The sequence below is a fragment of the Nocardia sp. NPDC049707 genome (genome assembly GCF_040674855.1).
Lineage (GTDB): Bacteria > Actinomycetota > Actinomycetes > Mycobacteriales > Mycobacteriaceae > Nocardia.
Genome location: NZ_JBFANN010000045.1, coordinates 1 through 25,966, shown reverse-complemented (window position 1 = coordinate 25,966; position 25,966 = coordinate 1). Strand labels below are relative to the sequence as shown.

At 66.0% G+C, this 25,966-nt stretch carries 19 protein-coding genes; 12 read left to right on the top strand and 7 right to left on the bottom strand.

What is annotated here, in order from left to right:
- Positions 1-2 precede the first annotated feature (2 nt).
- The gene (locus AB0J29_RS29960; protein WP_364793500.1) at positions 3-1,304 is read right to left on the bottom strand and encodes a glycosyltransferase 87 family protein; all 1,302 of its coding nucleotides are present in this window, start codon (positions 1,302-1,304) and stop codon (positions 3-5) included.
- Positions 1,305-1,473: 169 nt separating this feature from the next.
- Here AB0J29_RS29960 and purL point away from each other — a divergent pair, with 169 nt between their 5' ends.
- The 6 genes from purL (at position 1,474) to AB0J29_RS29930 (ending at position 10,879) form a co-directional block, all read left to right on the top strand.
- Positions 1,474-3,768, top strand: a complete 2,295-nt coding sequence (purL, locus tag AB0J29_RS29955; protein WP_364793498.1) for a phosphoribosylformylglycinamidine synthase subunit PurL — start codon at positions 1,474-1,476, stop codon at positions 3,766-3,768.
- Complete coding sequence (locus AB0J29_RS29950) at positions 3,765-5,543, top strand: alpha/beta-hydrolase family protein (protein WP_364793496.1); 1,779 nt, start codon at positions 3,765-3,767, stop codon at positions 5,541-5,543. Before purL ends, AB0J29_RS29950 begins: the two co-directional genes overlap by 4 nt.
- A 183-nt stretch (positions 5,544-5,726) precedes the next feature.
- Complete coding sequence (locus AB0J29_RS29945) at positions 5,727-7,478, top strand: alpha/beta-hydrolase family protein (protein WP_364793494.1); 1,752 nt, start codon at positions 5,727-5,729, stop codon at positions 7,476-7,478.
- The gene (locus AB0J29_RS29940) at positions 7,475-8,116 is read left to right on the top strand and encodes a CPBP family intramembrane glutamic endopeptidase (RefSeq protein WP_364793492.1); all 642 of its coding nucleotides are present in this window, start codon (positions 7,475-7,477) and stop codon (positions 8,114-8,116) included. Before AB0J29_RS29945 ends, AB0J29_RS29940 begins: the two co-directional genes overlap by 4 nt.
- A gap of 176 nt (positions 8,117-8,292) precedes the next feature.
- On the top strand, positions 8,293-8,688 hold the full coding sequence (locus AB0J29_RS29935; RefSeq protein ID WP_364793490.1) for a sterol carrier family protein: 396 nt from the start codon (positions 8,293-8,295) through the stop codon (positions 8,686-8,688).
- Positions 8,689-8,827: 139 nt separating this feature from the next.
- On the top strand, positions 8,828-10,879 hold the full coding sequence (locus AB0J29_RS29930) for an ATP-binding protein (protein ID WP_364793488.1): 2,052 nt from the start codon (positions 8,828-8,830) through the stop codon (positions 10,877-10,879).
- 9 nt (positions 10,880-10,888) lie between these two features.
- Here AB0J29_RS29930 and AB0J29_RS29925 read toward each other — a convergent pair whose 3' ends face one another.
- Positions 10,889-11,902: an acyl-CoA dehydrogenase family protein gene (locus AB0J29_RS29925; RefSeq protein WP_364793486.1), complete on the bottom strand. Its 1,014-nt coding sequence runs from the start codon at positions 11,900-11,902 to the stop codon at positions 10,889-10,891.
- A gap of 43 nt (positions 11,903-11,945) precedes the next feature.
- A complete protein-coding gene (locus tag AB0J29_RS29920; RefSeq protein WP_364793570.1) occupies positions 11,946-13,211 on the bottom strand; it encodes an ABC transporter permease in 1,266 nt (421 codons plus the stop codon).
- Between the two features lie 204 nt (positions 13,212-13,415).
- Here AB0J29_RS29920 and purF point away from each other — a divergent pair, with 204 nt between their 5' ends.
- The 6 genes from purF (at position 13,416) to purM (ending at position 22,222) form a co-directional block, all read left to right on the top strand.
- The gene (purF, locus tag AB0J29_RS29915) at positions 13,416-14,975 is read left to right on the top strand and encodes an amidophosphoribosyltransferase (RefSeq protein ID WP_364793568.1); all 1,560 of its coding nucleotides are present in this window, start codon (positions 13,416-13,418) and stop codon (positions 14,973-14,975) included.
- A gap of 399 nt (positions 14,976-15,374) precedes the next feature.
- Positions 15,375-16,931, top strand: a complete 1,557-nt coding sequence (locus tag AB0J29_RS29910; RefSeq protein WP_364793566.1) for an ABC transporter substrate-binding protein — start codon at positions 15,375-15,377, stop codon at positions 16,929-16,931.
- Positions 16,928-18,115 carry an ABC transporter permease gene (locus AB0J29_RS29905; protein WP_364793484.1) on the top strand — a complete coding sequence of 396 codons (1,188 nt, stop codon included), beginning with the start codon at positions 16,928-16,930 and terminating at the stop codon, positions 18,113-18,115. Before AB0J29_RS29910 ends, AB0J29_RS29905 begins: the two co-directional genes overlap by 4 nt.
- Positions 18,116-18,207: 92 nt before the next feature.
- Complete coding sequence (locus AB0J29_RS29900; RefSeq protein ID WP_364793564.1) at positions 18,208-19,242, top strand: ABC transporter permease; 1,035 nt, start codon at positions 18,208-18,210, stop codon at positions 19,240-19,242.
- Positions 19,239-20,951 (top strand): ABC transporter ATP-binding protein, encoded by a 1,713-nt coding sequence (locus AB0J29_RS29895; protein WP_364793482.1) that lies wholly within the window; start codon positions 19,239-19,241, stop codon positions 20,949-20,951. Before AB0J29_RS29900 ends, AB0J29_RS29895 begins: the two co-directional genes overlap by 4 nt.
- A gap of 191 nt (positions 20,952-21,142) precedes the next feature.
- Positions 21,143-22,222, top strand: a complete 1,080-nt coding sequence (gene purM, locus AB0J29_RS29890; protein ID WP_364496503.1) for a phosphoribosylformylglycinamidine cyclo-ligase — start codon at positions 21,143-21,145, stop codon at positions 22,220-22,222.
- Positions 22,223-22,364: 142 nt separating this feature from the next.
- Here the strand turns inward: purM and AB0J29_RS29885 are convergent, their stop codons facing one another.
- The 4 genes from AB0J29_RS29885 to AB0J29_RS29870 form a co-directional block, all read right to left on the bottom strand.
- The gene (locus tag AB0J29_RS29885) at positions 22,365-22,574 is read right to left on the bottom strand and encodes a DUF3073 domain-containing protein (RefSeq protein WP_364793480.1); all 210 of its coding nucleotides are present in this window, start codon (positions 22,572-22,574) and stop codon (positions 22,365-22,367) included.
- 173 nt (positions 22,575-22,747) lie between these two features.
- Positions 22,748-23,692 (bottom strand): asparaginase, encoded by a 945-nt coding sequence (locus AB0J29_RS29880; protein WP_364793478.1) that lies wholly within the window; start codon positions 23,690-23,692, stop codon positions 22,748-22,750.
- Positions 23,689-24,411 (bottom strand): MOSC domain-containing protein, encoded by a 723-nt coding sequence (locus tag AB0J29_RS29875; protein WP_364793476.1) that lies wholly within the window; start codon positions 24,409-24,411, stop codon positions 23,689-23,691. The genes AB0J29_RS29880 and AB0J29_RS29875 overlap by 4 nt, the downstream gene beginning before the upstream one ends.
- A complete protein-coding gene (locus AB0J29_RS29870; protein WP_364793474.1) occupies positions 24,411-25,526 on the bottom strand; it encodes a folate-binding protein in 1,116 nt (371 codons plus the stop codon). The genes AB0J29_RS29875 and AB0J29_RS29870 overlap by 1 nt, the downstream gene beginning before the upstream one ends.
- Positions 25,527-25,966: the final 440 nt, after the last annotated feature.

Genomic DNA, 25,966 nt, shown 5'->3' with positions numbered 1-25,966 from the left:
GATCAGGCTGTGGCGCTGGTCTTTTCGGGCACCGCGGCTTCGGTCGGGCGGTAGGTGACGACGGCGACCACGAATACCGCCAGGGTGACGAGCACGTAGCTGCTGCCGATGAGCTGCTGCCACCAGGCCCAGCCGAGTTCCAGATCCTTCGAATGCGGCAGGAGCCATTGGGGGCCGACCATGAACAGCACGGTGCCGGCGGCGACGGTGCCGATGAACCAGCGATTGCGGGTGCCGCGGGCGATGAGGTCGGCGGCGACCAGAATGGCCGGTGCGATCCAAACCCAGTGGTGCGACCAGGAAACCGGCGACACCAGCAGTACTGCGGCCGCATTCACCAGCAGCGCGCAAACCTGCTGGCCGGCCGTGATCAGCCGGTGCATCCACACCGCGGCGAGGGCGATCGCGATGAGCGACAGCGTGATCCAGATCAGCGTGGCCAGCGAATCGGAGACGCCGAGACGGAAGGCCATGCCCTTGATCGACTGATTGCCCGCGAAATACGGCGGGCCGATGCGACCGGTATCGGCCAGGGTGTGGAACCAGTATTCGACCGAATCGCTGGGGAACAGCAGGAATCCGAGTCCGACCGCGACGATCGCGGAGACGATCAGCGTGCCAGCCGCCTTCCAATCCCGACGTAGCAGGAAGTACAGCAGATATCCGGCCGGAATCAATTTCACCGAGACCGCGATGCCGATGAGCATGCCGCGCGGCCAGACCGGTTTGCGGACAAGGCAATCCATGGTGATCGCGGCCATCAGTACCAGATTGATCTGACCGAAGCCGAAGGTCTGCCGGATCGGTTCGGACATCTGCGCCACCGCGACCACGCCGATGACCAGCGCGAGCATGGTCTGCCGCTCGAGGGTCGGGCGCAGTCGCACGAGCACCAGCCACAGCGTGATACCGAGGCTGAGCACCGAGGTGGCAGTGACCAGTACCTCGGCCAGCGGCAGCGGCATCAACGCGAGCGGTGCGAAGAACAGGGCGGCCAGCGGGGGATAGGTGAACGGCAGGCCGATCCCCTCGACCGGAGGCATCGGTCCGTACAACTCGCCGTCGTCGAGCCAGACCCGCGCACCGTTGCGATAGACCTGGAGATCGATATAGCCGTTCCACCAGTGCACCACGAGCGAGACAATGGCCGACACGGCGAACAGCGCCACGGCGATCAGTAGCCAGCGCACCTGCGGGTTCGACAATGAGAATCGCGGCGAGATATCCGAGCCGGCGGCGGGCCGAGTGTGCTGCGTGGTGACGGGCTGCTCGGCCGGATCCGCAACCCCCGATCGATCGTTCACGGCCAAAGCGTAGCGGCTGCGAACTCGCGCGATGCCTGTCGACCCGAGGCATCCGCGCCCGAAATCGGGAGGACCGGTCGATGCGATCGGCTGTCCATCCAGGGTCACGGCTAAACTTCATGGCGAATCCTCAGCTTCGCGCTCCGGCCCGAAAGGACCCTGGTACTCCGTGACTCCGCAGGTCGACACCGTCAGCGCAGCCGCAGCAACTCCCGATGCCCCGCAGCCGTACAAGGAGCTCGGTCTCAAGGACGACGAGTACGCGCGGATCAAGGAGATCCTCGGCCGTCGGCCGACCGATGCCGAATTGGCGATGTACTCGGTGATGTGGAGCGAGCACTGCTCGTACAAGTCCTCGAAGGTGCATCTGCGCTACTTCGGCGAGACCACTACCGACGAGATGAAGTCCGCGATGCTCGCCGGCATCGGTGAGAACGCGGGCGTCGTCGATATCGGCGACGGCTGGGCGGTCACCTTCAAGGTGGAAAGCCACAACCACCCCTCCTACGTGGAGCCGTATCAGGGTGCGGCCACCGGCGTCGGCGGCATCGTGCGTGACATCATGGCCATGGGCGCGCGGCCCATCGCGGTGATGGATCAGCTGCGCTTCGGTGCGGCGGACGCACCGGATACCCGGCGTGTCGTCGACGGTGTGGTGCGCGGTGTCGGCGGCTACGGCAATTCGCTCGGCCTGCCGAATGTCGGCGGCGAAACCGTCTTCGATGCCTCCTACCAAGGAAATCCGCTGGTCAACGCGCTGTGCGCGGGTGTCATGCGGGTCGAGGATCTGCATCTGGCCTTCGCCTCCGGCGCGGGCAACAAGATCGTTCTGTTCGGCGCGCGCACCGGCCTCGACGGCATCGGCGGCGTTTCGGTGCTCGCGTCGGACACCTTCTCTGGTGACGAATCGGGCACCGGCCGCAAGAAGCTGCCGAGCGTGCAGGTCGGCGACCCGTTCGCCGAGAAGGTGCTCATCGAATGCTGTCTCGAGCTGTACGCGGCTAAACTCGTGGTCGGCATCCAGGACCTCGGCGGCGCCGGATTGTCCTGTGCCACATCCGAACTCGCGGCCGCAGGCGACGGCGGCATGCATATCGACCTGACCAAGGTGCCGCTGCGCGCGAAGGGGATGACCCCGGCCGAGGTGCTCTCCAGCGAATCGCAGGAGCGCATGTGCGCGGTGGTCACGCCGGAGAACGTCGAGGCGTTCATGGCCGTATGCCACAAGTGGGATGTGCTGGCAACGGTCATCGGTGAGGTCACCGAGGGCGACCGGTTGGTGATCAGCTGGCACGGCGAGACCGTTGTCGATGTGCCGCCGCGCACCGTCGCACATCAGGGCCCGGTATACGAGCGCCCGGTGCAGCGGCCGGATTTCCAGGACGCGCTCATCGCCGACACCCCGGACACGCTGCCCCGCCCGAAGACTTCGGACGAACTGCGCGCCACCGTGCTGCAGATGGTCGCCAGCCCGCAGCTGTGCAGCCGTCGGTGGATCACCGAGCAGTACGACCGCTACGTCCGCGGCAATACCGTGCTCGCCGAACATGCCGACGCGGGTGTCATCCGGATCGATGAGGAGTCCGGTCGCGGCATCGCGCTGGCCACCGATGCGTCGGGCCGCTACACCAAGCTCGACCCCTACACCGGCGCGCAGCTCGCGCTGGCCGAGGCCTACCGCAATGTGGCCACCACCGGTGCGACGCCGAAGGCCGTCACCAACTGCCTCAACTTCGGTTCCCCCGAGGACCCGGGCGTCATGTGGCAGTTCCAGCAGGCGGTCCGCGGCCTGGCGGACGGCTGTGTGGCCCTCGGCATTCCGGTCACCGGCGGCAATGTCAGCTTCTACAACCAGACCGGTCAGGACGCCATTCTGCCGACTCCGGTGGTCGGCGTGCTCGGTGTCATCGACGATGTGCACCGGCGCATCCCGACTGGACTCGGCCTGGAGCCGGGCGAGACGCTGATCCTGCTCGGCGAGACCGCCGACGAATTCGGCGGCTCGATCTGGTCGCAGGTCGCGCACGACCATCTCGGCGGCGTGCCGCCCAAGGTCGACTTCGCCCGCGAGCAGCTGCTCGCCGAGGTGCTGACCGCGGGTTCGCGCGACGGCATGATCAGTGCGGCGCACGACCTTTCCGAGGGCGGTCTGATCCAGACCGTGGTCGAGGCCGCGCTGGCCGGGGAAACCGGTTGCCGCATTCTGCTGCCCGAGGGTTCGGATCCATTCGTGCAGTTGTTCGCCGAATCGGCGGGCCGGGTGCTCGTCGCGGTGCCGCGCTCGGAGGAGACCCGCTTCACCAAGATGTGCACCGCGCGCGACTTGCCCTGGGTGCGTATCGGTGTGGTCGATCAGGGGTCGGATTCCGTCGAGGTGCAGGGCCAGTTCTCGATTACGTTGGACGATCTGCGCGCGGCGCATGAGGGCACGCTGCCGAAGTTGTTCGGAGCCAGCACCATTTGAGCGCGCCGGAGGCTCATGCAGTCTCGGTAGCCCTACGTGACGGCGTCGGCAAGACAGTCGGCGCCGTCGAACGTTTCTTCCATCCGAATTATGTCGGCCTGATCGTGGCCACGGTGTTCTTCGGCTGGTCCCTGACACCCTCACTGCTGCCCCGGGATTGGCTGTTCGAGGGACTGGTCAGCGGGATCAATGCGGCCATCGGTTACGGTGTCGGCTGCCTGTTCGAATGGGCGTATCGCAAGTGGTTGCGCAAGCCGTTGCGCCGCAAAGTCGCTCAGTTGCCGCCCCGGGTCACGCGGGTGTGGGCGAAACGGCCGAAGTGGCTCTCCGGTGCGGTCAAGACCACAGTCGTGCTGGCCTGTCTCGGTGTCGCCGTTTTCCTGCTGGTCGAATCGGCCCGCTGGCAGCGTGAAATCACCGCGCTCATGGGCATGGAACCCACGACGACCTCCGGATTCCTGCGCACCGGCGCACTGAGCGCACTGGTCGGCGCGATCGTCATCGCGGTATTCCGGATACTGCGGCGGCTTGTTCGTTCGATCGCATTCGAGCTGATCAGGCGCGCGCACTTTCCGCTTCAGCTGGCGGTTCCGACCGGCGTGCTCGTGGTGGTGGTCGCGGCGGTGCTGCTGTTCAACGGCGTGCTCGCCAAGGTCTTTTTCGATGTGGCGAATTCGGCGTTCAGTGTGCGCAACAGCCACACCTCACCGAATGCCGTGCAGCCGCAGGTGCCGGAGCGCTCCGGCAGTCCGAACTCGTTGGCGGCCTGGGACACCCTCGGTTCCGAGGGCCGCTGGTTCGTCTCCTTCGCGCCGACCGCGGCCGATATCAGCCAGGTCACCGGGAAGCCCGCGCGTGAACCGATTCGGGTCTACGCCGGATTGGAATCCGCCGACGGGCCCGAGGCACAGGCCGACTTGGTTGCGGCGGAGTTGGAGCGTACCGGCGCATTCGAGCGCAAGGTGCTGGTGGTTGTGACGACGACGGGCACCGGCTGGGTGGATTCGTCCAGCGCCGAATCCATCGAGTTGATGTACGACGGCGATACCGCGATCGCCGCGACACAGTACTCCTATCTGCCGAGTGTGTTGTCGTTCCTTTCCGATAAGGACAAGGCCACCCGGATGGGAAAGCTGGTCTTCGACAAGGTTTATCAGCATTGGTCGGCGCGGCCGGCGGGGGCGCGGCCGAAGCTGCTCGTCTACGGCGAGAGCCTGGGCTCCCAGGGTTCCGAAGGTGCATTCAACGGCCTGGCCGACCTTCGATCGAAGACCGATGGCGTGCTGTGGGTCGGACCGCCCAATTCCAACCGGCTGTGGAGTGAATTCACGGCCCGTCGCGATCCGGGCACGCCGGAGATCTTGCCCATCTATGCCGACGGACTGGTGGTGCGCTTCGGCGACAACCGCGCCGACCTGTGGAAGGCTGGGGACAACTGGCTGCCGCCGCGCATCGCCTATCTGCAGCACGCTTCCGATCCGGTGATCTGGTGGTCGCCGGATCTGCTGTTCAGCGAACCGGATTGGCTGCGCGAACCGCGCGGTCCCGATGTGTCCTCGCGCATGGCGTGGTATCCGATCGTGACGTTCTGGCAGGTCGCCGCGGATCTGCCGAATGCGCAGAGCGTCAGCGATGGTCACGGGCACAACTACGGCAATCTGGTGCTGGATGCGTGGGCCGCGATCGCGCAGCCGCCGGATTGGTCGGCCGATCTGGCGGATCGGATCCGGAACTATCTGGCGATCTCCTCGGCCCGCGAGCACCAGCTGAAATAAAGCCCACGCCTTGTCCGAGCGGCGGCTGATGCTCGCCGATTCCGGTTGACCGGTTGGGTAGTTCCGCGCCGCATGGTCGTGGACCCGCATACTGGTCGGGTGAAGATCGTTACGGACCCGTTGGCGTCGCCGCCCGTGCCCGATCCCGCCGACGACCCGGCCATCGCGCCGTCCCGCTGACCGATGCTCGAAACCGCGACCACCCTGATGAAGCTGCGTGCGCGCGGCGTCGTGGTGGTGCGGCGCGTCGAGGACATCATCGATCTGAACTATGTCGGGCTGGTTTTCGCGACGATATTCTTCGCACTCTCGGTGACACCGTCGCTGGTACCGCGCGACTGGCTGTTCCAGGGCCTGATCAGCGGCATCAATGCCGCGCTCGGCTATGGCCTCGGCTGCCTGCTGGAGTGGCTGTTCCGGCTCCGGATCCGGCCACGGCTGGCCGAGCTGCTGCGCGATCGGATCGCGCCGCCGCCGACCTGGGTGCGCTATGCGGTGAAATCGGCGATCCTGTTCACCGCCGCCGTCACCGCGGCCTTCATGCTGGTGCAGTCGGCCCGCTGGCAGCGCGAGATCACTGCGCTGATGGGCATGGAGGGCACCACCACCCCCGCGTATCTGCGCACGGGCTTGCTCAGTATCGCCGTCGGCACCGGGGTGGTCGCGGTGTATCGGACACTGCGCGAGATCATTCGGTTCCTGGCCCGCCAGCTCAACCGCTGGGTCCGGGTGCCGCGCGAGCTGGCGCCTTCGGCCGGATTCCTGGTCCTGGTGGTGTTGACCGTCACGCTGTTCAACGGCGTCGCCTCGCGCGCGTTCTTCGCGGTGGCCAACTCCGCGTTCAGTGTGCAGAACGACCACACGTCGCCGAATGCGGTCCAGCCGCAGCAATCCGAACGCTCGGGCAGTCCGGCCTCGCTGGCGAAATGGGATTCGCTCGGATTCGAGGGCCGCTGGTTCGTTTCGCACGGTCCCTCGGCGGCCCGGATCACCTCGATCACCGGTAAGCCCGCGCGGGAGCCGATTCGGGCGTATGTGGGTCTGGAGTCGCCGCCGAGCGGTGTATCGCGTTCCGAGCTCGCGGTCTCCGAGCTGGAGCGCACCGGTGCCTTCGACCGGAAGGTGCTGGTGGTGGTCACCACGACCGGTACCGGATGGGTGAATTCCATGGCAGCCGGTGCCATCGAGTACATGTACGGCGGCGATACCGCCATCGTGGCCTCGCAGTATTCCTATCTGCCCAGCGTGTTGTCCTTCCTCGCGGACCGCGGCAAGGCATCGGATGCGGGCAAGCAGCTGTTCGACGCGGTGTACCGGCATTGGTCGGCGCGGCCGACGGAGGCGCGGCCGAAGTTGTTCGTATACGGCGAGAGTCTGGGCTCGCAGGGCTCGGAGGCGGCCTTCGACGGGCTCGCGGATCTGCGCTCGAAGGTCGACGGCGCACTGTGGGTCGGGCCGCCGAATTCGAATCGACTGTGGGAGCAGTTCGTTTCGCGCCGCGATCCCGGATCACGCGAGGTCCAACCGGTGTACGCCGACGGTTTGGTGGTCCGGTTCGCCTCCGACAGTGCCGATCTCGCGCGCCCGACGACCGAATGGCGTGCCCCGCGCATCGCCTATCTCCAGCACGCTTCCGACCCGATTGTCTGGTGGTCCTCGGATCTGATCTTCTCCCAACCGGATTGGCTGTCCGAACCACGCGGCTCCGATGTGTCCTCGCAGATGCGCTGGTGGCCGTTCGTCACCTTCTGGCAGGTGACCTGTGACCTGTCCAATGCGCAGGGCGTCGCCGACGGGCACGGGCATCGGTACGGCAGTCTGGTACTGGACGGCTGGATCGCTGTTGCGGCACCGCCGGATTGGACCGTGGAACAGTCCGACAAGATCCGGGCGCAACTCGAGGCCGCCGAAGACTACGAGCGCGAGATCAAATGACATTTTTCGGCCGGGTCGCGAAAACCGTTGTTGCCATTGGTATCCCATTGGCATGGAGCAATTGGGTGCTGCCGCGCTTGCGGCTGGATCTGCGCGACCGCACCGCTGCCATTGCCGGATTCGCGACCGGCTACGCACTGGTATTTCGTGGCCGACCGAACTGGCTGTCCGCGCGGGGTCTCGGTTACGGCCTCGCCTCGGCGGGCGTGGTCGCCGCCGGTTATGGTGCGGCCGTCGCCGTTCCGGCGCTACGTGATCGCCTCGGCGGCTTCGCCGAGCGTGCCCCTGACGTCCCGCTCGACGAGTGGGTCGCGGTACATATCCCGATCGGCACCGTCTACAGCGAGGAACTCGTCTTCCGCGCGACACTGAACCCGTTGCTGGACAACGTGTTCGGACCACGCGGCGGTGCGTTGCTCGGAGCGGCCATCTTCGGCCTCTGGCATATCCATCCCGCCCGCGCGGCGGGCGACAGCGTTCCCGCGACGATTGCCGCGACCGCGGCCGGTGGCCTCGTGTTCGACGTGCTGCGCCGCCGCACGGACAGCGCCACCGCCCCCGCGCTGCTGCACTTCGCGCTGAACGCTGGTGGTGCACTCGCGCCGCACTTCGCCGCGGCTCGTTCGTCGAGCAGCTGACCGGCTCCCGCCGAGCATCCTGCCGCCGAACCGCTCCGGCTCCAGCCGCTTTCACACAGCGGCTGGTCGATAGCGCGGCGGACAACCCTGCCTCGCGTCACACTGATTCACCGCCGACCCAATGCGCGACAGCCGCCGCATCGGCACTGTCGGAGCCCGGCAGTAGTCTCGGCATCATGGCGGGACGAGCAAAGGTGGATCCAGCGGAACTACGAGCGGCGGTCGCGGCAGTCAGTGCCTGGCTGCGCGACGATTCGATGCCCGCACCCACCCGGCCCGAACTCGCCGCCGCGGTCCGCACCACCGCCCGCACGCTCGCCGCCGCCGCACCCGGCCACTCCGTCGAGGTCCGCGTCCCACCGTTCGTGGCGGTCCAGTGCATCGAGGGCCCACGGCACACCAGGGGCACACCGCCGAATGTCGTCGAAACCGACCCGCACACCTGGCTCCTACTCGCCACCGGCCTCCTCGACTTCGACGCCGCGGTGGCGAACGGCACCGTGTCCGCCTCCGGCAGCCGAGCCGCCGAAGTCGCCCATTTGCTCCCCATCGCCCGCGCGACCACGGAATAACGATCGTGATCGGGTAGCCGCGAGAACCGTACTGCCCGTTATGAACTGGTGGTCGGAAGTTCAGGCCCTCGACAACCGAGCGGACGAGGATTGGCTCTGGCGGACGCACAGCTAACCGCTCGGGTAAATGGGGGCCACCATGGACAACGCGATCACCGATCACGGCGACCATTCGCACAAGTACACCATGCGAATCAGCCGCCTGACGATCGATAAGCTCGGCATTCGGCTCTACGACCGCGTCTCCGCGGTGCTCGCCGAACTCATTGCCAACTCCTACGACGCCGATGCCACCAAGGTCGAGGTTTCGCTGCCATGGGGTGTGACGCTCGCGGGCACCATCCACGCCGCTGAACACGAGCCATATCGAATTGTGGTGCGCGACAACGGACATGGTATGACGTCGACGGAAATCAACATCCACTATCTGATGGTCGGCTCGGATCGCCGGGTGCGGGTCGGCACCGATTTGTCGCGGCGGCTGGAACGACCGGTCATGGGGCGCAAGGGCATCGGCAAACTCGCGCCATTCGGTATCTGCCGGACCATCGAGGTGATCTCGGTCGGCGGTGCCGATGCCGAGCGCACCGAAAAGGGCTGGCCGATGGCGAATATCGTGATGAATCTGGACGAAATGCTCTCCGACACCGAACGCGACTACCACCCGCGCCCTGGACCGCAGGACGGCACATTCAGCACCGAGCGCGGCACCACGGTCATCCTGCGCGACTTTCTGCGCAAGCGCGTCGGTTCCGGTCCCGAACTGAGTCGGCAACTGGCCGCACGCTTCGGCCTGGAGCGCGCCGACTGGCAGGTGGAGGTCCGCAACAGCATTGCCGGGCGCGGCGCGCCGCAGAAGTTCGTCCTGCGCGATCTACCCGTCGATGTGATGGAGGAGACCAGGATCGATGTCGCGAAGCGGCCGGTGTGGATCGGCGACCGCTTCCTGCCGGTGACCGGTTGGGCGGCCTATTCCAAACAGCCCTATCGCGACGAGGCCATGGCCGGAGTACGGATCTACGCGCGCGGCAAACTGGCCGCACAGACCCGCGATTTCGGCATTCCGGCGGGCTTCACCGGCGAATTCAAGTTGCGTTCCTACTTGGTCGGCGCGGTGCATGTGAACTGGTTGGACGACGAGGAAGATCTGGTCCGCTCGGACCGGCAGGACATCATCTGGAATTCCGAACGCGGTGAGGCGCTTTCGGCTTGGGGCCGCAATCTTGTACGCGAACTCGGGCAGCTGGGGGAAAGTTCGGTCAAGCGCCGAGTGTGGGAGGAGTTCGTCGAGAAATCCGGCATTCTGGCAACCCTGCAGACAATCGCGCCGCAGGATCGGATGTTCCGCAAGTCTGTCATGGATGCCGCCCGGATCCTGGTGAACAACAAGGATCGCGCCGCGCTCGAGGATCCGGCCCATATCGACAGCATTGTGCGCCTGGCCCTTTCGCTCGGCCCGCAGCGCAGCCTGCTGGAAACGCTGAAGGACGTCGCCGAGGACACCGATAACCGGCTCGATGTCGTTGTCGCGATGTTCGAAACGGCGCGGGTCGCCGAGGTGTATTCGCTCGGCCAGATCGCCTCCGAGCGGGTGGCCGTGGTCGATCGACTGCAGCGCCTCGTCGACGACCGCCGCTCACTCGAGCGTCCCTTCCAGGAATTGATCGAGCGGGCGCCCTGGCTGCTCGCTCCCGAGTGGACACCACTCGGCATGAACGAATCGTTGCAGCGGGTCCGTGCCAGCTTCGAACGGTGGTACAAGCAGAAATTCGGCACGGCCCTGGTCACCACCGCGATCGGCAGCGAGAAGCGGGAGCCGGATTTCGTACTCCTGCACGATGCGGGCGAGCTATGGATCGTCGAAATCAAGCGGATGGACTATCACCTCACCGATGAGGAGTACAACCGCGCCATCAACTACCTCTACGCGCTCGACACCTTCCTCAATGAGAATCCGCGCATCGGTGAGCAGTTCCCACGCCGTCGACTCACCTTCATCGTCGACCACATCGATAAGCTGCGGCCCGCCGCACTGTCCTCACTGGTCAGCGACGACCGTGTCGATCGCAGAACCTGGCGCGAATTACTCGACTCCACATTGCGCGCGCACCGCGACTTCCTGGATCGCGTCTACGCGATGCGCCTGGGCGAACAATCCGAATCCGATGACGCGGGTGCGAGCGTCGGCTAGACCAATAGGTCAGATAACCACACGGTCCGGTTGGGTGAGGCAGTCGAGCAGGGCTGCTCTGATGGCGGGGCGCGAGCCGAAGACCACGGTGAACGTCGCCTCGCGGAGGGAGCGTTCGGCGACATTGCCGCGGGTGACGGCCGCGCTACCGGTAGCTGTCACCAGGGTGGTGGCCGCGCGGACCGCGAGTTCTGCGGCGCGGGCACGAGCCAGGTAGACATCGGACTGGCCGGTGAGCGAGTCGTCGAGTGCGGTTCGGATGCACGCGGATTCGGCGGCCAGGGCGGTGGTGTCGATGCCGAAGCGGGTCAGTTCGCTGAGGCAGCGCCGCACGATGCCGAGGGCGAGCGCACCGTTGCGCCAGGCGGCCAGCACGAAGGTGGCGTGGAAGTTGCGCAGCGAAATCCGGTTCTCCACAGCGGAATCGGGCACCTGGACGCCGTCGAAGGTGAGCGATACGGTCTTGCTGGCATCGGCGGCGATGAGTGGGAGCGGGGTCGCATGCAGTGCGGGACCCGGTTCGGCGGGCACCAGCACGCTGATCAACGAACCCTCGTCGTCGGCATCCCGTGCCATCACGCCGATGATGTCCACCAGACCCCACCCGGTGACGAACGGTGCGGTGCCATCGAGCACGTACCCACCGTCACCGCGGCGCGCGATCAAGCCGGGCTGGTCGTTCGCGCCCGCATAGCTCACCCCGGCCCGCACCCGTCCGTGCCGCAGATCCTCGGTAAGTCGGTCGCGCAGTTCGATATTCGGTGAGGTGGCGACCCGCCGAGCGACCCCGAGATGCTGTGCCCAGACGAAGGTGGTCGTCAGACATCCGGTCACCAGGATCTCACCGGCCTGGGTGAAGGTGGCGATATCCATATCGTCGGCCAAGGTTGCGCCGTAGAAGCCGTATTCGGCGAGCAGATCGAAATGGGTCGCGGGTATCTCGCCGGTGCGGTCGACCGTGTCGGCCTGGGGTGCGAATATCTCATCGGCCAGATAGCGCGCGTGTTCGATCCACGAATTCACACCACCATCTTGGTGCACGCCACGAATCCGGTCGCGGCCCGCCTCAGCCGTGGGACAGATCGCGCCGATGCAGGCCCCGGTAGTCGTAGTACCGGGTGATCCAGGTGCCGAGCACCAGTCCGATCGTGAGCCCGAGCACCGACATCCACACCCCGCGCGCCAACCCCGCCTGGTAGTTCGCGTTGAAGTAGAGAATGGCGCGCACACCGACGAACACCTGGTGCATCGGCTCGAATTTCGCCAGCCAGCCCAGATACTTCGGCGTCGCCTCGATCGGCACGGTGCCCCCCGAGGAGGGCAGCCCGAGAATGATGAACAGGATCAGATTGATCAGCAGCCCCGCCGAACCGAGCGCCGCGAGCACGGACAATCCGGTGATTCCGACCGCCATGATGGCCAGTGCACTGAAGAGGAACAACGTGAGCGGATGGTCGATCGGCATATCGAGCAGCTTCGCCACACCGAGGAATACGCCCGCGCCGATATTCGCGGTGATCACCATGACACCCCATTTGATCAGCAACGTATTGAACCGTGAGATCGGAGTGGGCGGGAAGTGCACGTACCACGGCCCGTATTCGGTGGGCACGAAACCGAGTGCGGCATCGATCATGGTGTGGATGGTCATCGAGCCGACCAGTCCGGCGAGCAGGAGTAGCAGCGCGTAGAAGAACGCCGTCAAGCCCTGTCCGGTGCCGGATGGCAGCGGACGGAACTGCGAGGTGACGATGTGCACCGGATCCGCGAGCGCCACCCGCGTCGCACCCGTCAACTCGGGCGCGGTCCCGCCGCCCGGCGGCGTCAACTGCGCGTGCACCTGATCGGTCAGCTGCTTACCGACCTGCTCGTTCACCTGGGTCAGCGCCCGGGTGCCGATGGTGGTGACGATCTCGGTGACGAACGCGCCACTGCGGGGATTCGTCTGCAGTGTCAGCGTCGGGCGCTGAATTTCACCCGGCACCACACTGCCGACCCCGAGAATGCCGAGGCGTTTGCTGAAATCGCTGGGGATGAGGATCGTGCCGTAGACCGCGCCGGACTGCATCTTCAGTTGGGCCTCGTTGATGCCGAGCACCTGGAGATCGACCTTGTCCGCCGGAATGCCCTGCCGCAGCCCATCGGTGATCTGTGTGCCGAAATTCACTTGGCGCCCGCCGACGGTATCGCCGACGTCCTGGTTCACCACCGCGATCGGGAAGTCGTGCAGGTTCTTTTCCGGATCGACGACGTAATCCAGATACATCGTGCCGAGCAGCGCCATGAACAACGTCAGTACCGCGATCGGGGCCAACCACGTGCGCGCGGTCAACCGTGTAACCGACCCGCGCGTGCTCGCACTGTCCGAAGTCGTCACGGCTGGCACGGTAACACCAGGCTGTGCGGAAAAACGGCAGCGTCGCTCGGCGATTGCTCTGCCGACCCGGTGGCGGTGATCACGGCGCATGATCCACCCGTAGAATGGCCTTTGCCCCCAGCCCGCCCGAACAGGGAGCAAACGGTGACCAACGCCGAGATGCCGGTCGAAACTACCCCCGATCAAGTCGAGAACGAACCACGCGAAGAATGTGGTGTGTTCGGAGTCTGGGCGCCGAGCGAGGACGTGGCCAAGCTCACGTACTACGGCTTGTACGCGCTGCAACACCGTGGCCAGGAAGCCGCGGGTATCGCCGTCTCCGACGGCTCACAAATTCTGGTCTTCAAGGATCTGGGCCTGGTCAGCCAGGTATTCGACGAGCAGACACTGGCCGCGATGCCGGGTCATATCGCCGTCGGTCACTGTCGCTATTCCACCACCGGCTCCACCACCTGGGAGAATGCGCAGCCGATCTTCCGCACCACTGCGGTCGGTTCTGGACTCGCGTTGGGCCACAACGGAAATCTGGTCAATACCGCTGAATTGAGCGCGCGCGCCCGCGAACTCGGGTTGATCGGTACGCCGCCGGTCGCCGGCGGCCGCCTCGCGCCGATCACCGCCACCTCCGACTCCGATGTGATGACCGCGCTGCTCGCGCACGCCGCCGCGGATTCGAGCATCGAGCAGGCCGCCATGAAGCTGCTGCCGACGCTGAAGGGCGCGTTCTGCCTGACCTTCATGGACGAGCACACCCTCTACGCCGCACGGGATCCACACGGCGTTCGTCCGCTGTGCCTCGGCCGGCTCGAGCGTGGCTGGGTCGTAGCCAGTGAGACCGCCGCACTGGATATCGTCGGCGCCGCCTTCGTCCGGGAGATCGAGCCGGGCGAACTGCTGGCGATCGATGCCGACGGTGTGCGGTCCATGCGCTTCGCCAATCCGGAACCCAAGGGCTGCGTCTTCGAATACGTGTACCTGGCCCGGCCCGACAGCACTATCGCCGGTCGCTCGGTGCACGCCACCCGGGTGGAGATCGGCCGTCGCCTGGCCAAGGAACATCCGGTCGAGGCCGATCTGGTGATCCCGGTGCCGGAGTCCGGTACGCCCGCCGCGGTCGGTTACGCGCAGGGCTCGGGCGTGCCGTACGGGCAGGGCCTGATGAAGAACGCCTACGTTGGGCGCACCTTCATCCAGCCGAGTCAGACCATCCGCCAGCTCGGCATCCGGCTCAAGCTGAATCCGCTGCGCGAGGTGATCCGCGGTAAGCGGCTCATCGTGGTGGACGACTCCATCGTGCGCGGCAATACCCAGCGCGCGTTGATCCGAATGCTGCGCGAGGCGGGTGCGTTGGAGATCCATGTGCGGATCGCCTCGCCGCCGGTGAAGTGGCCGTGCTTCTATGGCATCGACTTCGCCTCGCGCGCGGAGCTGATCGCCAATGGCGCGGGTGCCGATGACAGCTACGACGACATGGTGGAGGCGGTGCGCCGCTCGATCGGCGCGGACACGCTCGGCTACGTCTCCACCGAGGGCATGATCGCCGCCACCGAGCAGCCGCGCTCGCGGCTGTGTAGCGCCTGCTTCGACGGCGACTACCCGATCCCGCTGCCCACCGAGGCGGCCATCGGCAAGAACGTCCTCGAGGGCATGCTCACCGGCCAGTCCGAGGCGATGCTGTTGAGCGAGAACGCGAATGCGAGTGCGTTGAGCCGCCCCTGACGGCATCCGCCCGATACGAACCCCTCGGCGACCGCCGGGGGGTTCGATCTTGTTCGGCCCACGTTCTCGGGCCCATCTGTCTGCCGCTGTGCCGTGGCCTCCTCGAGACGCGACGACGTCGCTTTCGCGGCGAACCTGGTCATTCGTCCGGTGATCCGCTGTTACCAGCGCATCATTCGCAACCTCCGCAACAGCCCTGTGGATTTTTTCTTTGAAAACGCAACATCCCACAAATGGATCCTGGGTACGGTGCCCGAAAGATCGGAAGTTCACCATGCCCACCGCGGTCCTGTGATCCAGCACATGCGGTGTGGCACGCTCGAGAAGTGGGGCCTGATGTTGATGGTTTCGAAGAAGTCTGGGCGAGGGGACCGGACGCGACGAATCGCGGCGGTCGGGATGGCGGCGCTGGCCGTGTCCGCGATCGCGGGATGTGGATCGGGGCGCACCGGTGGGGGTGGTGACGGGGCCGGTCTGGTGGCGGGCACCACGGACAAGATCTTCTCGCTCGATCCCGCGGCCGCGTACGACAACGGCTCGCTGCTGGTCGAAACTCAGATCTATTCGTATCTGATGAATTTCGCGCCCGGCGATGCCACCCCGAAACCGGACGCCGCGGAGAAGTGTGACTTCAGCGCGCCCACGGTGTACACGTGCAAGCTGAAGTCGGGGCTGAAGTTCGCCAATGGGAACCCGTTGACCGCCAAGAGCGTCAAGTTCTCCTTCGATCGCATGCTGGGCATCAACGACCCGAACGGTCCCGCCTCGCTGCTGGGCAGCCTCGACAAAACCGACGTGGTCGACGATCTGACCGTGAACTTCACCTTGAAGGTCGCCAACGATCAGACCTTCCCCGCGATCCTGCCCACGCAGGCCGGTCCGATCGTGGACGAAAAGGTCTTCCCGGCCGACAAGGTGCTGGCGGATGAGGACGTGGTGAAGGCCAAGGGCTACTCCGGCCCGTACACCATCGCCAGTTACGACAAGAACAAGCTGGTCGAGTACAAGGCGAACCCGGACTACAAGGGCATTCTCGGCACACCGAAGACATCGCAGATCTCCACCAAGTACTACGCGACCTCCGACAATATGAAGCTCGATCTGCAGAGCGGCGCGCTCGATGTGGCGTACCGATCCTTCACGCCCACCGATATCGAATCGCTGCGCAAGGACAACAAGGTCAAGGTGTCGGACGGGCCGGGTGGTGAACTGCGCTACATCGTCTTCAATATGAACACCATGCCGGGCGGAACCCCGGAGCAGAAGCTGGCGGTGCGCAAGGCCATCGCCTCGTCGATCGACCGACCCGCGCTGGCCGAGGGTGTCTACAAGAACACCTTCCAGCCCGCGTATGGCTTTGTGCCGCAGGGCATGCCGGGCGCGGCCGAGCCGCTGAAGGATCTCTACGGAGCCAAACCCAATAAGGATGCGGCGGCGAAATTCCTCTCCGGTGCCGGCATCGCGACACCGGTGGAACTGAACCTCCAATACAACCCGGATCACTACGGTTCGAGCAGCTCCGAGGAGTATGCGGCGATCAAATCGCAACTGGAGGCGACCGGGCTGTTCAAGGTGAATCTGCAATCCACCGAATGGGTTACCTACCAGAGGGAACGGGCTCGCGACGGTTACCCGCTCTATCACCTCGGCTGGTTCCCGGACTACCCGGACGCCGATGACTACCTGACCCCGTTCTTCGCGCCGAACAACTTCCTGCAGTCGCACTTCGAGGATCCGAAGATCACCGCGCAGCTCACCGCGGAGACGACCGAGCAGGACAAGACCAAGCGCATCAAGCTGATCGAGGATGTGCAGAAGGATCTCGCGCAGAACTACCTGCCGACCCTGCCGCTGCTGTCCGGTAAGCAGATCGCGGTGTCGAATCCGAGCGTGCATGGGGTGACGGACACACTCGATGCGTCGTTCAAGTTCCGATACACGGTGCTGAGCCGTTGAATGCAGCGTCGCGCAGCGACTCGATGAGGGGCGGTGGTCGGGCGACGGGTGGGCCCTCCGGCGAAGCCGGGCCCGAAGCTGTTGCCGCCGCGGAAACGCGGGCACCGGTTCGGGTCCGGCGCTTCGGGCTGCCATGGGCCGGGAAGTCGAGTGGGGATTCCCGACAGCTGGCGTTGTTGCGGTACTTGGTGATTCGACTGTTCTTGATCCTGCCGACGGCGTGGATCCTGGTCACCGTCGTGTTCTTCCTGATGCGGGTGATCGGCGATCCGATCAGCGCCGCGATGGGTGGACGGATGACCCAGGAGCAGATCGAAGTGCGCAAGGAGGCAGCCGGTTTGAACCGGCCGATCCTGACCCAGTACTGGGAGTACATCTCCGGGCTGATGCACGGGGATTTCGGTCACTCCCAGGACAATCGGCAGATCAGCGAGGTGGTGACCACCTACGGCGCGGCGACCCTGGAGCTGGTGTTCTGGGCGCTGCTCGTCGCCTTCGCGGTTGGTGTGCCGCTCGGCAGATACGCTGCGACACATCGTGATTCGACGGCCGACGCGGGGCTGCGGCTGTTTGCCGTCTTGGCCTACGCGGCGCCGGTCTTCTTCGTCGGCCTGCTGCTGAAGCTGATCTTCGCGGTGAAGCTGGAGTGGCTGCCGGTCGCCGGGCGGGCGAGCACCTCTGTCGAGCTCCAACTGCAGCATGTTTCGCCGAAAACCAACATCATGGTGATCGACGCGATCCTCTACGGGGACAGCGGTTATCTGATCGATGTGCTGAAGCACGCGATACTGCCCGCGGTGGCCCTCGGTCTGTTGACGGCGGGCATATTCCTGCGTCTGGTGCGCGTCAATCTGATCCAGACGCTGCGCAGCGAATTCGTGGATGCCGCACGGGCCCGCGGACTTTCGGCGCGGGTGGTGACGGGCCGGCATGCCGTGCGCAACGCGATGATTCCGATCATCACGGTGATGGGCATGTATATCGCGACAATGCTCGGCGGCGCGGTGCTCACCGAGACCACCTTCGAATGGAAGGGGTTGGGTTATCAGCTCGCGGAGTACCTGCATCAGCGCGATTTCATCGCGGTGCAGGGCATTGTCGCGTTCCTGGCGCTGGCCGTCGCGGTCATCAGCTTCCTGGTGGATGCCATCGTCGCGCTGATCGACCCGAGAGTGAGGTTCTGATGACCGCTCCGGAATTGGCGAACGAGCCACTGGTCATACCGCCGGTGCCGCCGACGAAACGCAGGCGGATACCCGGACTGCGACTGTTCACCATGACCGCCGGATTGCAGCGGGTGACGCTGATCGTTGGACTCGGCCTCGTCGCGGTATTCGTATTCGTGGCGATCTTCGCGCCGCTGCTCGCACCGTACGGGCTCGCCCAGAACTCGTCCGACGGCGTCGCCTTCGTCGCACAGCAACCGCCATCGGGTGAGCACTGGTTCGGCACGTCGGTGCGCAGCGAGGACGTGCTGTCCCGGGTGATCTTCGGCGCCCGTACCGCGCTGTTGGTGATCGCGATCTCGCTGCTGATGTCACTGGTTGTCGGGGTGCCGCTGGGATTGGTGTCCGGGTACATCGGACGTGCGCTGGACCGGGTGCTCGTACTGTTCATGGACGCCATCTACGCGTTCCCGACCCTGCTGCTCGCGATCGTTGTCTCCATCGTGGTCGCGGGTGGGCAGTCGAGCAGCTTCGGCGGCGTGCTGTCGGCGGCCGTCGCGATTACGGCGATCTATGTGCCGCAATACTTTCGGGTGGTGCGCAATGCGACCGTCGCGGTGAAGAACGAACCGTATGTGGACGCGGCCCGAGTCACCGGCGCGTCCACCACTCGAATCATGTTCCGGCACATCCTCGCCAACGTCACTCAGTCGCTGCCGGTGATCGTCACCCTCAATGCGGGCGACGCCATCCTGACACTGGCGGCGCTCGGCTTCCTCGGTTTCGGTATCGAACCGACCCAGGCCGCCGAATGGGGCTACGACCTCAATAAGGCGCTTTCCGATGTCTCCAACGGCATCTGGTGGACGGGTATCTTCCCCGGCACCGCCATCGTCTTGGTCGTACTCGGCCTGACGCTGGTCGGTGAGAGCCTCAACGAGGTGCTCAATCCGATGCTGCGCACGCGCCGGACGTTGAGTCCGGCAACCGTCGCTGGCGACAGCGCGCGCGTCGATCTCGAAAAGGACACTCCTGCAACGGAACTCACTCCAGCAGCGGAACTCACTGTCGCTGAGTTGGCGCGGCTCGACAGCGATACCGCCGCAGATAAGGACAGTTCAGCAGGGGAAGGAGTACCGCAATGACGGAAGCGGTTGCCGAGACGAGGCGTCCGGCGCTGTCCATCGAATCGCTGTCGGTCACCTTCGCCACCGACGCCGGGCCGGTCTACGCGGTCGGCAATGTCTCCTACGAGGTGTTTCCCGGCGAGGTGCTGGCCATTGTCGGGGAATCCGGCTCGGGCAAATCGGTGAGTTCGCGCACCGCGATCGGACTGCTACCGAATACCGCTCGGGTCGAGGGCTTGGTCACCCTCGGTGCGGACAAGGTCACGTCCATGAGCGAGCGGCAGCTCACCGCCCTGCGCGGCGACGCGATCTCGATGATCTTCCAGGAACCGGGCCGAGCACTCGACCCGCTGTTCACGGTGGGTTATCAGATCTGCGAGGCACTGCGGGCGCACAGCGATATGAGTCGTAAGGCGGCCAAGGCTCGCGCGATCGAATTGCTGCGCATGGTCGGACTTCCCGATCCGGAACATCGGGTGGACTACTACCCGCATCAGCTCTCCGGTGGACAGAAGCAGCGCGTCATGATCGCGATCGCGATTTCCTGCGAGCCGAAGGTGATCATCGCCGATGAACCGACCACCGCACTCGATGTCACCGTGCAGGCCGAAATCCTGGAGCTGTTGCGTGATCTGCGCGATCGCATCGGCAGCGCCATCGTGCTGATCACCCACAACATGGGTGTGGTCGCCGATATCGCCGACCGGGTGGTGGTGATGCGCGACGGCAAGGTAGTCGAGCAGGCGCCGGTGGACGAGCTTTTCGCGCGGCCGAAGCAGGAGTACACCCGCAAACTCCTCGCCGCCGTACCGCATCTGGGTACCGAACAGCTGGAGCACGGTGCGGTCGAGGAGGTCGCCGCCGCCGAGCCGGTGCTCGAGGTGACCGATCTGGTCGTGCAGTTTCCCGGACCGTTCGGCCGACCGCCATTCCGTGCGGTGGACAACGTGAGTCTGTCCATTCGGCCGGGTGAAACCCTCGGCCTGGTCGGCGAATCCGGCTCCGGAAAGTCGACCATCGGCCGCTGTGTCGCGGCATTGCAGCGCCCGACCTCCGGGGTCGTGCGGGTGCGTGGACAGAACATCGCGGAGCTGTCACAGCGGCAGCTGCGGCCGATTCGCCGCCGCTTCGGCTTCGTCTTCCAGGATCCGGCCAGTTCGCTGAATCCGCGGCTCACCGTCGGCGACTGTGTGGCGGAACCGCTGATCGTGCACAAGGCGGGCAGTTCCGAGCAGATCCGCGCTCGGGTCCGCAAACTCCTCGATGACGTGCAGCTGCCCGCGGGCACCGAACGCCGGTATCCGCATGAGCTGTCCGGCGGCCAACGTCAGCGCGCCAGCCTGGCCAGGGCGCTCGTCCTCGATCCGGACCTGCTGGTGGCCGACGAGCCGACCAGTGCGCTGGATGTCTCGGTGCAGGCGGCGGTGCTGGAGCTGTTCGGACAGTTGCAGCAGGAGTGCGGCTGGGCCTGCCTGTTCATCAGCCACGATCTGGCGGTCGTCGACCAGCTGGCGGATCGGATCGTGGTACTGCGCAACGGCGCGGTGGTGGAGCAGGGCGATCGTGATCGCATTCTGCGCCGTCCGGAGCAGGAGTACACCCGACGGCTGGTCGCTGCGGTGCCGGTGCCCGATCCGGTGGAGCAGCGCCGCAGGCGTGCGCAAACGGCGGCGCTATTCGCGACAGAGCAGGCTCCCACACCTCCCGGGGACTTCGGCGGGTCGTGAGTTAGCGGGCTTGGTTACCGGGCCGGCGGTTCGGTGGGGCGGCATGTATTACCCATGTACTTGCGAAATCAGTCGTCGCGTTTGTACTGGTGGCCGCCGTTGCGCGCTATGTCCGCTGCAAGGTTGTTATGTGTCTCCGGTAGCGTGAGCTGGCATCTATCCGCCGATTCGGTTTGGAGCTTTCCCCGAAAATGACTGAACAGACCCCCAGTGGTGCTGGTGCTTCGTACGCCGCGGCCGGCGTGGACATCGAGGCAGGTGACCGCGCAGTCGAGTTGTTCGGGCCATTGGCGAAGAAGGCCAGCCGGCCCGAGGTGCAGGGTGGGCTCGGCGGATTCGCCGGGCTGTTCGCACTGAAGGGTGGCTACCGCGAGCCGTTGCTCGCGGCCTCCACCGACGGGGTCGGCACCAAGATCGCGGTCGCCCAGGCGATGGACAAGCACGATACGGTCGGCCTCGACCTGGTCGCCATGGTCGTGGACGATCTGGTGGTCTGCGGCGCCGAGCCGCTGTTCCTGCAGGACTACATCGCCATCGGCAAGGTCGTCCCCGAGAAGGTGGCCGAATTGGTCTCGGGCATCGCGGATGGCTGCGTCCGCGCGGGCTGCGCCCTGCTCGGCGGCGAGACCGCCGAACATCCCGGCCTGATGGATCCGGACGACTACGACCTGTCCGCGACCGGCATCGGTGTCGTCGAGGCCGATTCGGTGCTCGGTCCGGACCGGGTGCGTCCCGGCGATGTGGTGATCGCCATGGGTTCCTCGGGTCTGCACTCCAACGGCTACAGCCTGGCCCGCAAGGTGCTGCTCGATATCGACCGGATGTCGCTGACCGGCCATGTCGAGGAATTCGGCCGCACCCTCGGTGAGGAGCTGCTGGAGCCGACGGTCATCTACGCCAAGGACTGCCTCGCGCTGATCGCCGAAACCGATGTGCGCACCTTCGCGCACGTCACCGGCGGTGGCTTGGCCGCGAATCTGGGTCGGGTGATTCCCGCGGGCATGGTCGCCGAACTGGATCGCGGCACCTGGAATCCGGCGCCGGTATTCAAGATGATCGCGCAGCGCGGCCGGGTCGAGCGGGTCGAGATGGAGAAGACCTTCAACATGGGTGTCGGCATGGTTGCTGTAGTGGCGCCCGAGGACGTCGACCGGGCCTTGGCCGTGCTGACGGCACGACACATCGCCTGCTGGACCCTCGGCACCGTGAAGAAGGCCAAGGATGCCGACGCGGTGCGCGCCGTACTGGTCGGCGAGCACCCGCGCTTCTGAGAGTCGATATGACACAACAGCGTCCCGCATCATCGGATGCGGGACGCTGTTGTGGTGCAAGCCTCGAATGGTCAGTCCGGTCACGCGGCGTCAACTACCGAAGGGGGAGGCCTGTCGGCCTCCCCCTTCATCGTCTACCGAGTCAGCGGCGCCAGTCGTCGTAGTTGTCTTCCTCGTCCCAGCGGGATGAGGATTCGTCCGCGTCGTGCTCATCGGACAGCACGCCACTCCGCTGAGAAGTGGGGCTACCCGAAAGCTCGCGCTGAAGGCTCGCGAAGTCAGTCGGCGCTGAGCTGTACTTCAGCTCGCGTGCGACTTTGGTCTGCTTTGCCTTAGCCCGGCCACGGCCCATGGCTGACCCCCTCGCGTCACTGCGGGGCGGCCTGGGGTTTGTTGGCGGCCCCGTTCGAATTAATACTCTTCCTGACAGACACTCTAGCGTGTGTCCGGCGGTCGCGCCTCCAGGAGTGGGGGAGACCTCCGGAAGTGGCGCCGTTTGCCCGGTTGTCGCCGTCGGGCCGACCCTCAGACGACCCCGGGAATCGCTCGGATGACCCCGACCCTGGCACCGCCGCCGAGCACCGGCGGCGCCGCGAGTTCGGCGTGCGCGGCGGTCCATTCGATGCCCATGCGATGCAGAATTGCCAGCGTCAGGGGGATTCGCGCGCGGTCGTGGCCGTCGGCGATCTTGTACGCGAACGCCGTTCCGTCCGGCAGCGCACCCGCGTGCACACCGTCCGCGCCGATTTTGCAGACCAGGCCGGGGGTGGCCTGCATGGTCAATAAATCGGGTGCGTTCGTGCCGGAAATCACTCGCGGATTGGCGCGGATCGCATCGGCGACGCGCCGCTCGGGTAAACCGGGGGCGGCGGTAACCATGGCCGCGAAGGACCGAGCCAGATTCACCAGTGGGACCGGGATGATCGGTAGTCCGCAACCGTCGATGCCGAGGTCGGTTTCGGGTTCACCGGTGAGGTCGGTAATGGTGGCGAGCACCGCTTGTTGCAGCGGATGTGTCCGGTCCAGATAGCCCTTGGTCGACCAGCCGTTGACGGCGCAGGTGGCGAGCATGGCCGCGTGCTTACCGGAGCAGTTCATGTACACGCGGCGCGGTTCGGGTAGTGCCTCGGCCCGCGCGCGCTCCTCCTGCGGTAGGTCGGGCGGGCATTCGAGGGCCTTCTCGTCGAAGCCGAAACGGTCGAGCAGGCGCTCGACCAGGGCGACGTGATCCGGTTCGCCGTAGTGCGATGCGGTCGCGATGGCCAGCTCGGCATCGTCGAGCGGTTCGAAGCCATTGCGCAGCAGGGTGATCGCCTGCATGGGCTTATTGGTGGAGCGCGGGAAGATCGGGACGTGCACCTCGCCGAGCGCGAGGGTCGGCTCACCGTCGGCGCCGAGGATCACCACCGAACCGCTGTGCACGCATTCGCGGAAGCCGGAGCGGACGACCTCGACCAGTTCGACGGTCATAGCTCGGCTCCCGTCTGTTCGCCGAGCTGTGCGCTGGCGCTTGTCATATCGACCCGCTGCGCGCGGGCAAGGGTGGCATTGGCGTGGCGGCGGCCGTGCCGCTCGATCTGCATCCGCACATCATCGGAGATCGTCGGTTCGGTCGCGAGCAGAATCGCGAGCCGCTCGGGATCGTGGCCGGTGAACAGGTCGCGCACCGTGATGCCGTGGTCGGGCGTGTGCACGATACGCACCTCGTCGCCGGCGCCGATCGTGCCCTCGGTGAGTACGCGCAGGTAGGCGCCGGTATCGCTCTGCAACGTGAACCGCTTGACCCAGTGGGCCTCGCCGGCCCAGTGCTGGAAGGTCGAGCACGGCACGCGGGGCGCGCTCACCTCGAGCAGGGTGTCACCGATGGACCAGCGCGCACCGATCACCGCATCGCTGACCGGCACTCCGGCGATGCGCAGATTCTCACCGAACCAACCCGGGGGCAGTTCGCGGCCGAGTTCGGCACCCCAGCGCCGCGCGTCCTCCTCGGCGTAGGCATAGACGGCCTGATGCACGCCGCCGTGATGCTTGGTGTCGCATACGTGATCGCCGTCGAGGCCGAGGGTTCGCACGGCGACGCGACCGGCAACCGGTCGTTTGTCGATGGCCGTCCGGCCGACACGGCTCGGGACCTCCAGTTCGGCGTGGACCACGCACACCGCAACCACCCGAGCGCTATCGGGCTGCATCAGCGCCCACGCAGCCGGTCGACGGCGATCCGACCCGCCTGCGGTGCGTCATCGGCGGGGACCGAATCCGGATCGATGGCAGCGGCGGTCGGGCCCGCGACCAGTTCGGTATCGGCCGGGATGGTGCGTTTGATCAAAGCCAGTGCGGTGGGGCCGTATTCGTAGTGGTCGACGACGGTGCCGAGGCGGCCGACGGTGCGACCGCCCGCGGTGACGTCCGTGCCGGTGGCCGGGCGTTCGTCGGCGGAGCCGTCGAGATGCAGCAGCACCAGGTGACGCGGCGGCTTGCCGAGGTTGTGCACCCGGGCCACGGTTTCCTGGCCGCGGTAGCAGCCCTTGTCCAGGTGCACCGCGCCGTGCTCGGCGATGCCGCCGATCCAGCGGGCCTCGTGCGGGATGGTCCGTTCGTCGGTATCGAGTCCGATCCGGGGTCGCAACGCCGCGACGCGCAGTGCCTCGAAGGCCCACATGCCCGCGGGCTCGGCGCCCGCGGCGGTCAGGCGGGCCCAGCGGTCGGCGAGTTGGTCGCGTGGGATGACCAGGTCGAAGGAGTCCGCGGTCGGCCATGGCATCCGGCGCAGAAACCCGCCGTCCGTCAGCGGCACCGCCGCGTAGGTCTCCGGGAGGGTCGAAATCCCGAGCGCTTCGGTCAGCTCGGTAATGTGCGGGCCGAGCAGGCTGAGCACCGCGTGATCGGCGGCCTCGACCGGTTTGGCATCGGCCCAGAAGACCATTTTCGCCAGGAACTCCAGCAGCGCCGGTCCGCGCTCGCCCTCGGTGTCGATCCACAGCGTGGCGTCCAGATCGGTCAGCACGAAATGATGCAGCACCCGGCCGTTCAGATCGAGGTCCAGATTCTCGGCCGAATGACCGTCACCGAGGTTCGCGATGTGCTGGCTGCTGATGGTGTGCAACCAGGTCAGCCGCTCGGCCCCGGTGATTTTCAGGACGAAGCGATGCGACCGGTCGACGATCGCCACCCGCTCCACGGCGGCGCGCTGCTCGCGGAAGGGATCCCCGTAATGCCAGGCGACGGCGGCATCCGGCGAACCGGCCGCGGCCGCGACAGCGCCCGGGACAGCGAGGATAGGACTGGGTGCTACGACCACGGACACGTAAACCACTCTAAGCGCGAACCTGATCGGGTGCTGCCAGTGGCCTGTCGACTGGTGCGGGACGTCCCCTCCTCACCGACGACGACGGAGCGAGTCTTATGCGCGGCCTGTTTGCGGCTGGTCTCGTGTCTGTGTTGTCGGAGTGGATGCGGCGAAGTCGTGGGTCTCGCCGTGCGTGCACCAGGTGCGGGATGTCCCTTCATCACTGACCACCACGGGGTGTGTCTTGCGAGCGACTGGTTCGCGGTCTCGCGTCCGAGTTGTCGGAGCGGATGCGGCGAAGTCGTGGGTCTCGGCGTGCGTGCAGTGGGTGCCGGACGATCCGCCACCAGCGACCACAACGAAGCGAGTCTTACGAGCGACCGTTCGCGGCCCGTCTCGCGTCCGAGTCGTCGAAGCGCATGCGCCGTAGGCGCGAGTCTCGACGGCTCGGACGCGAG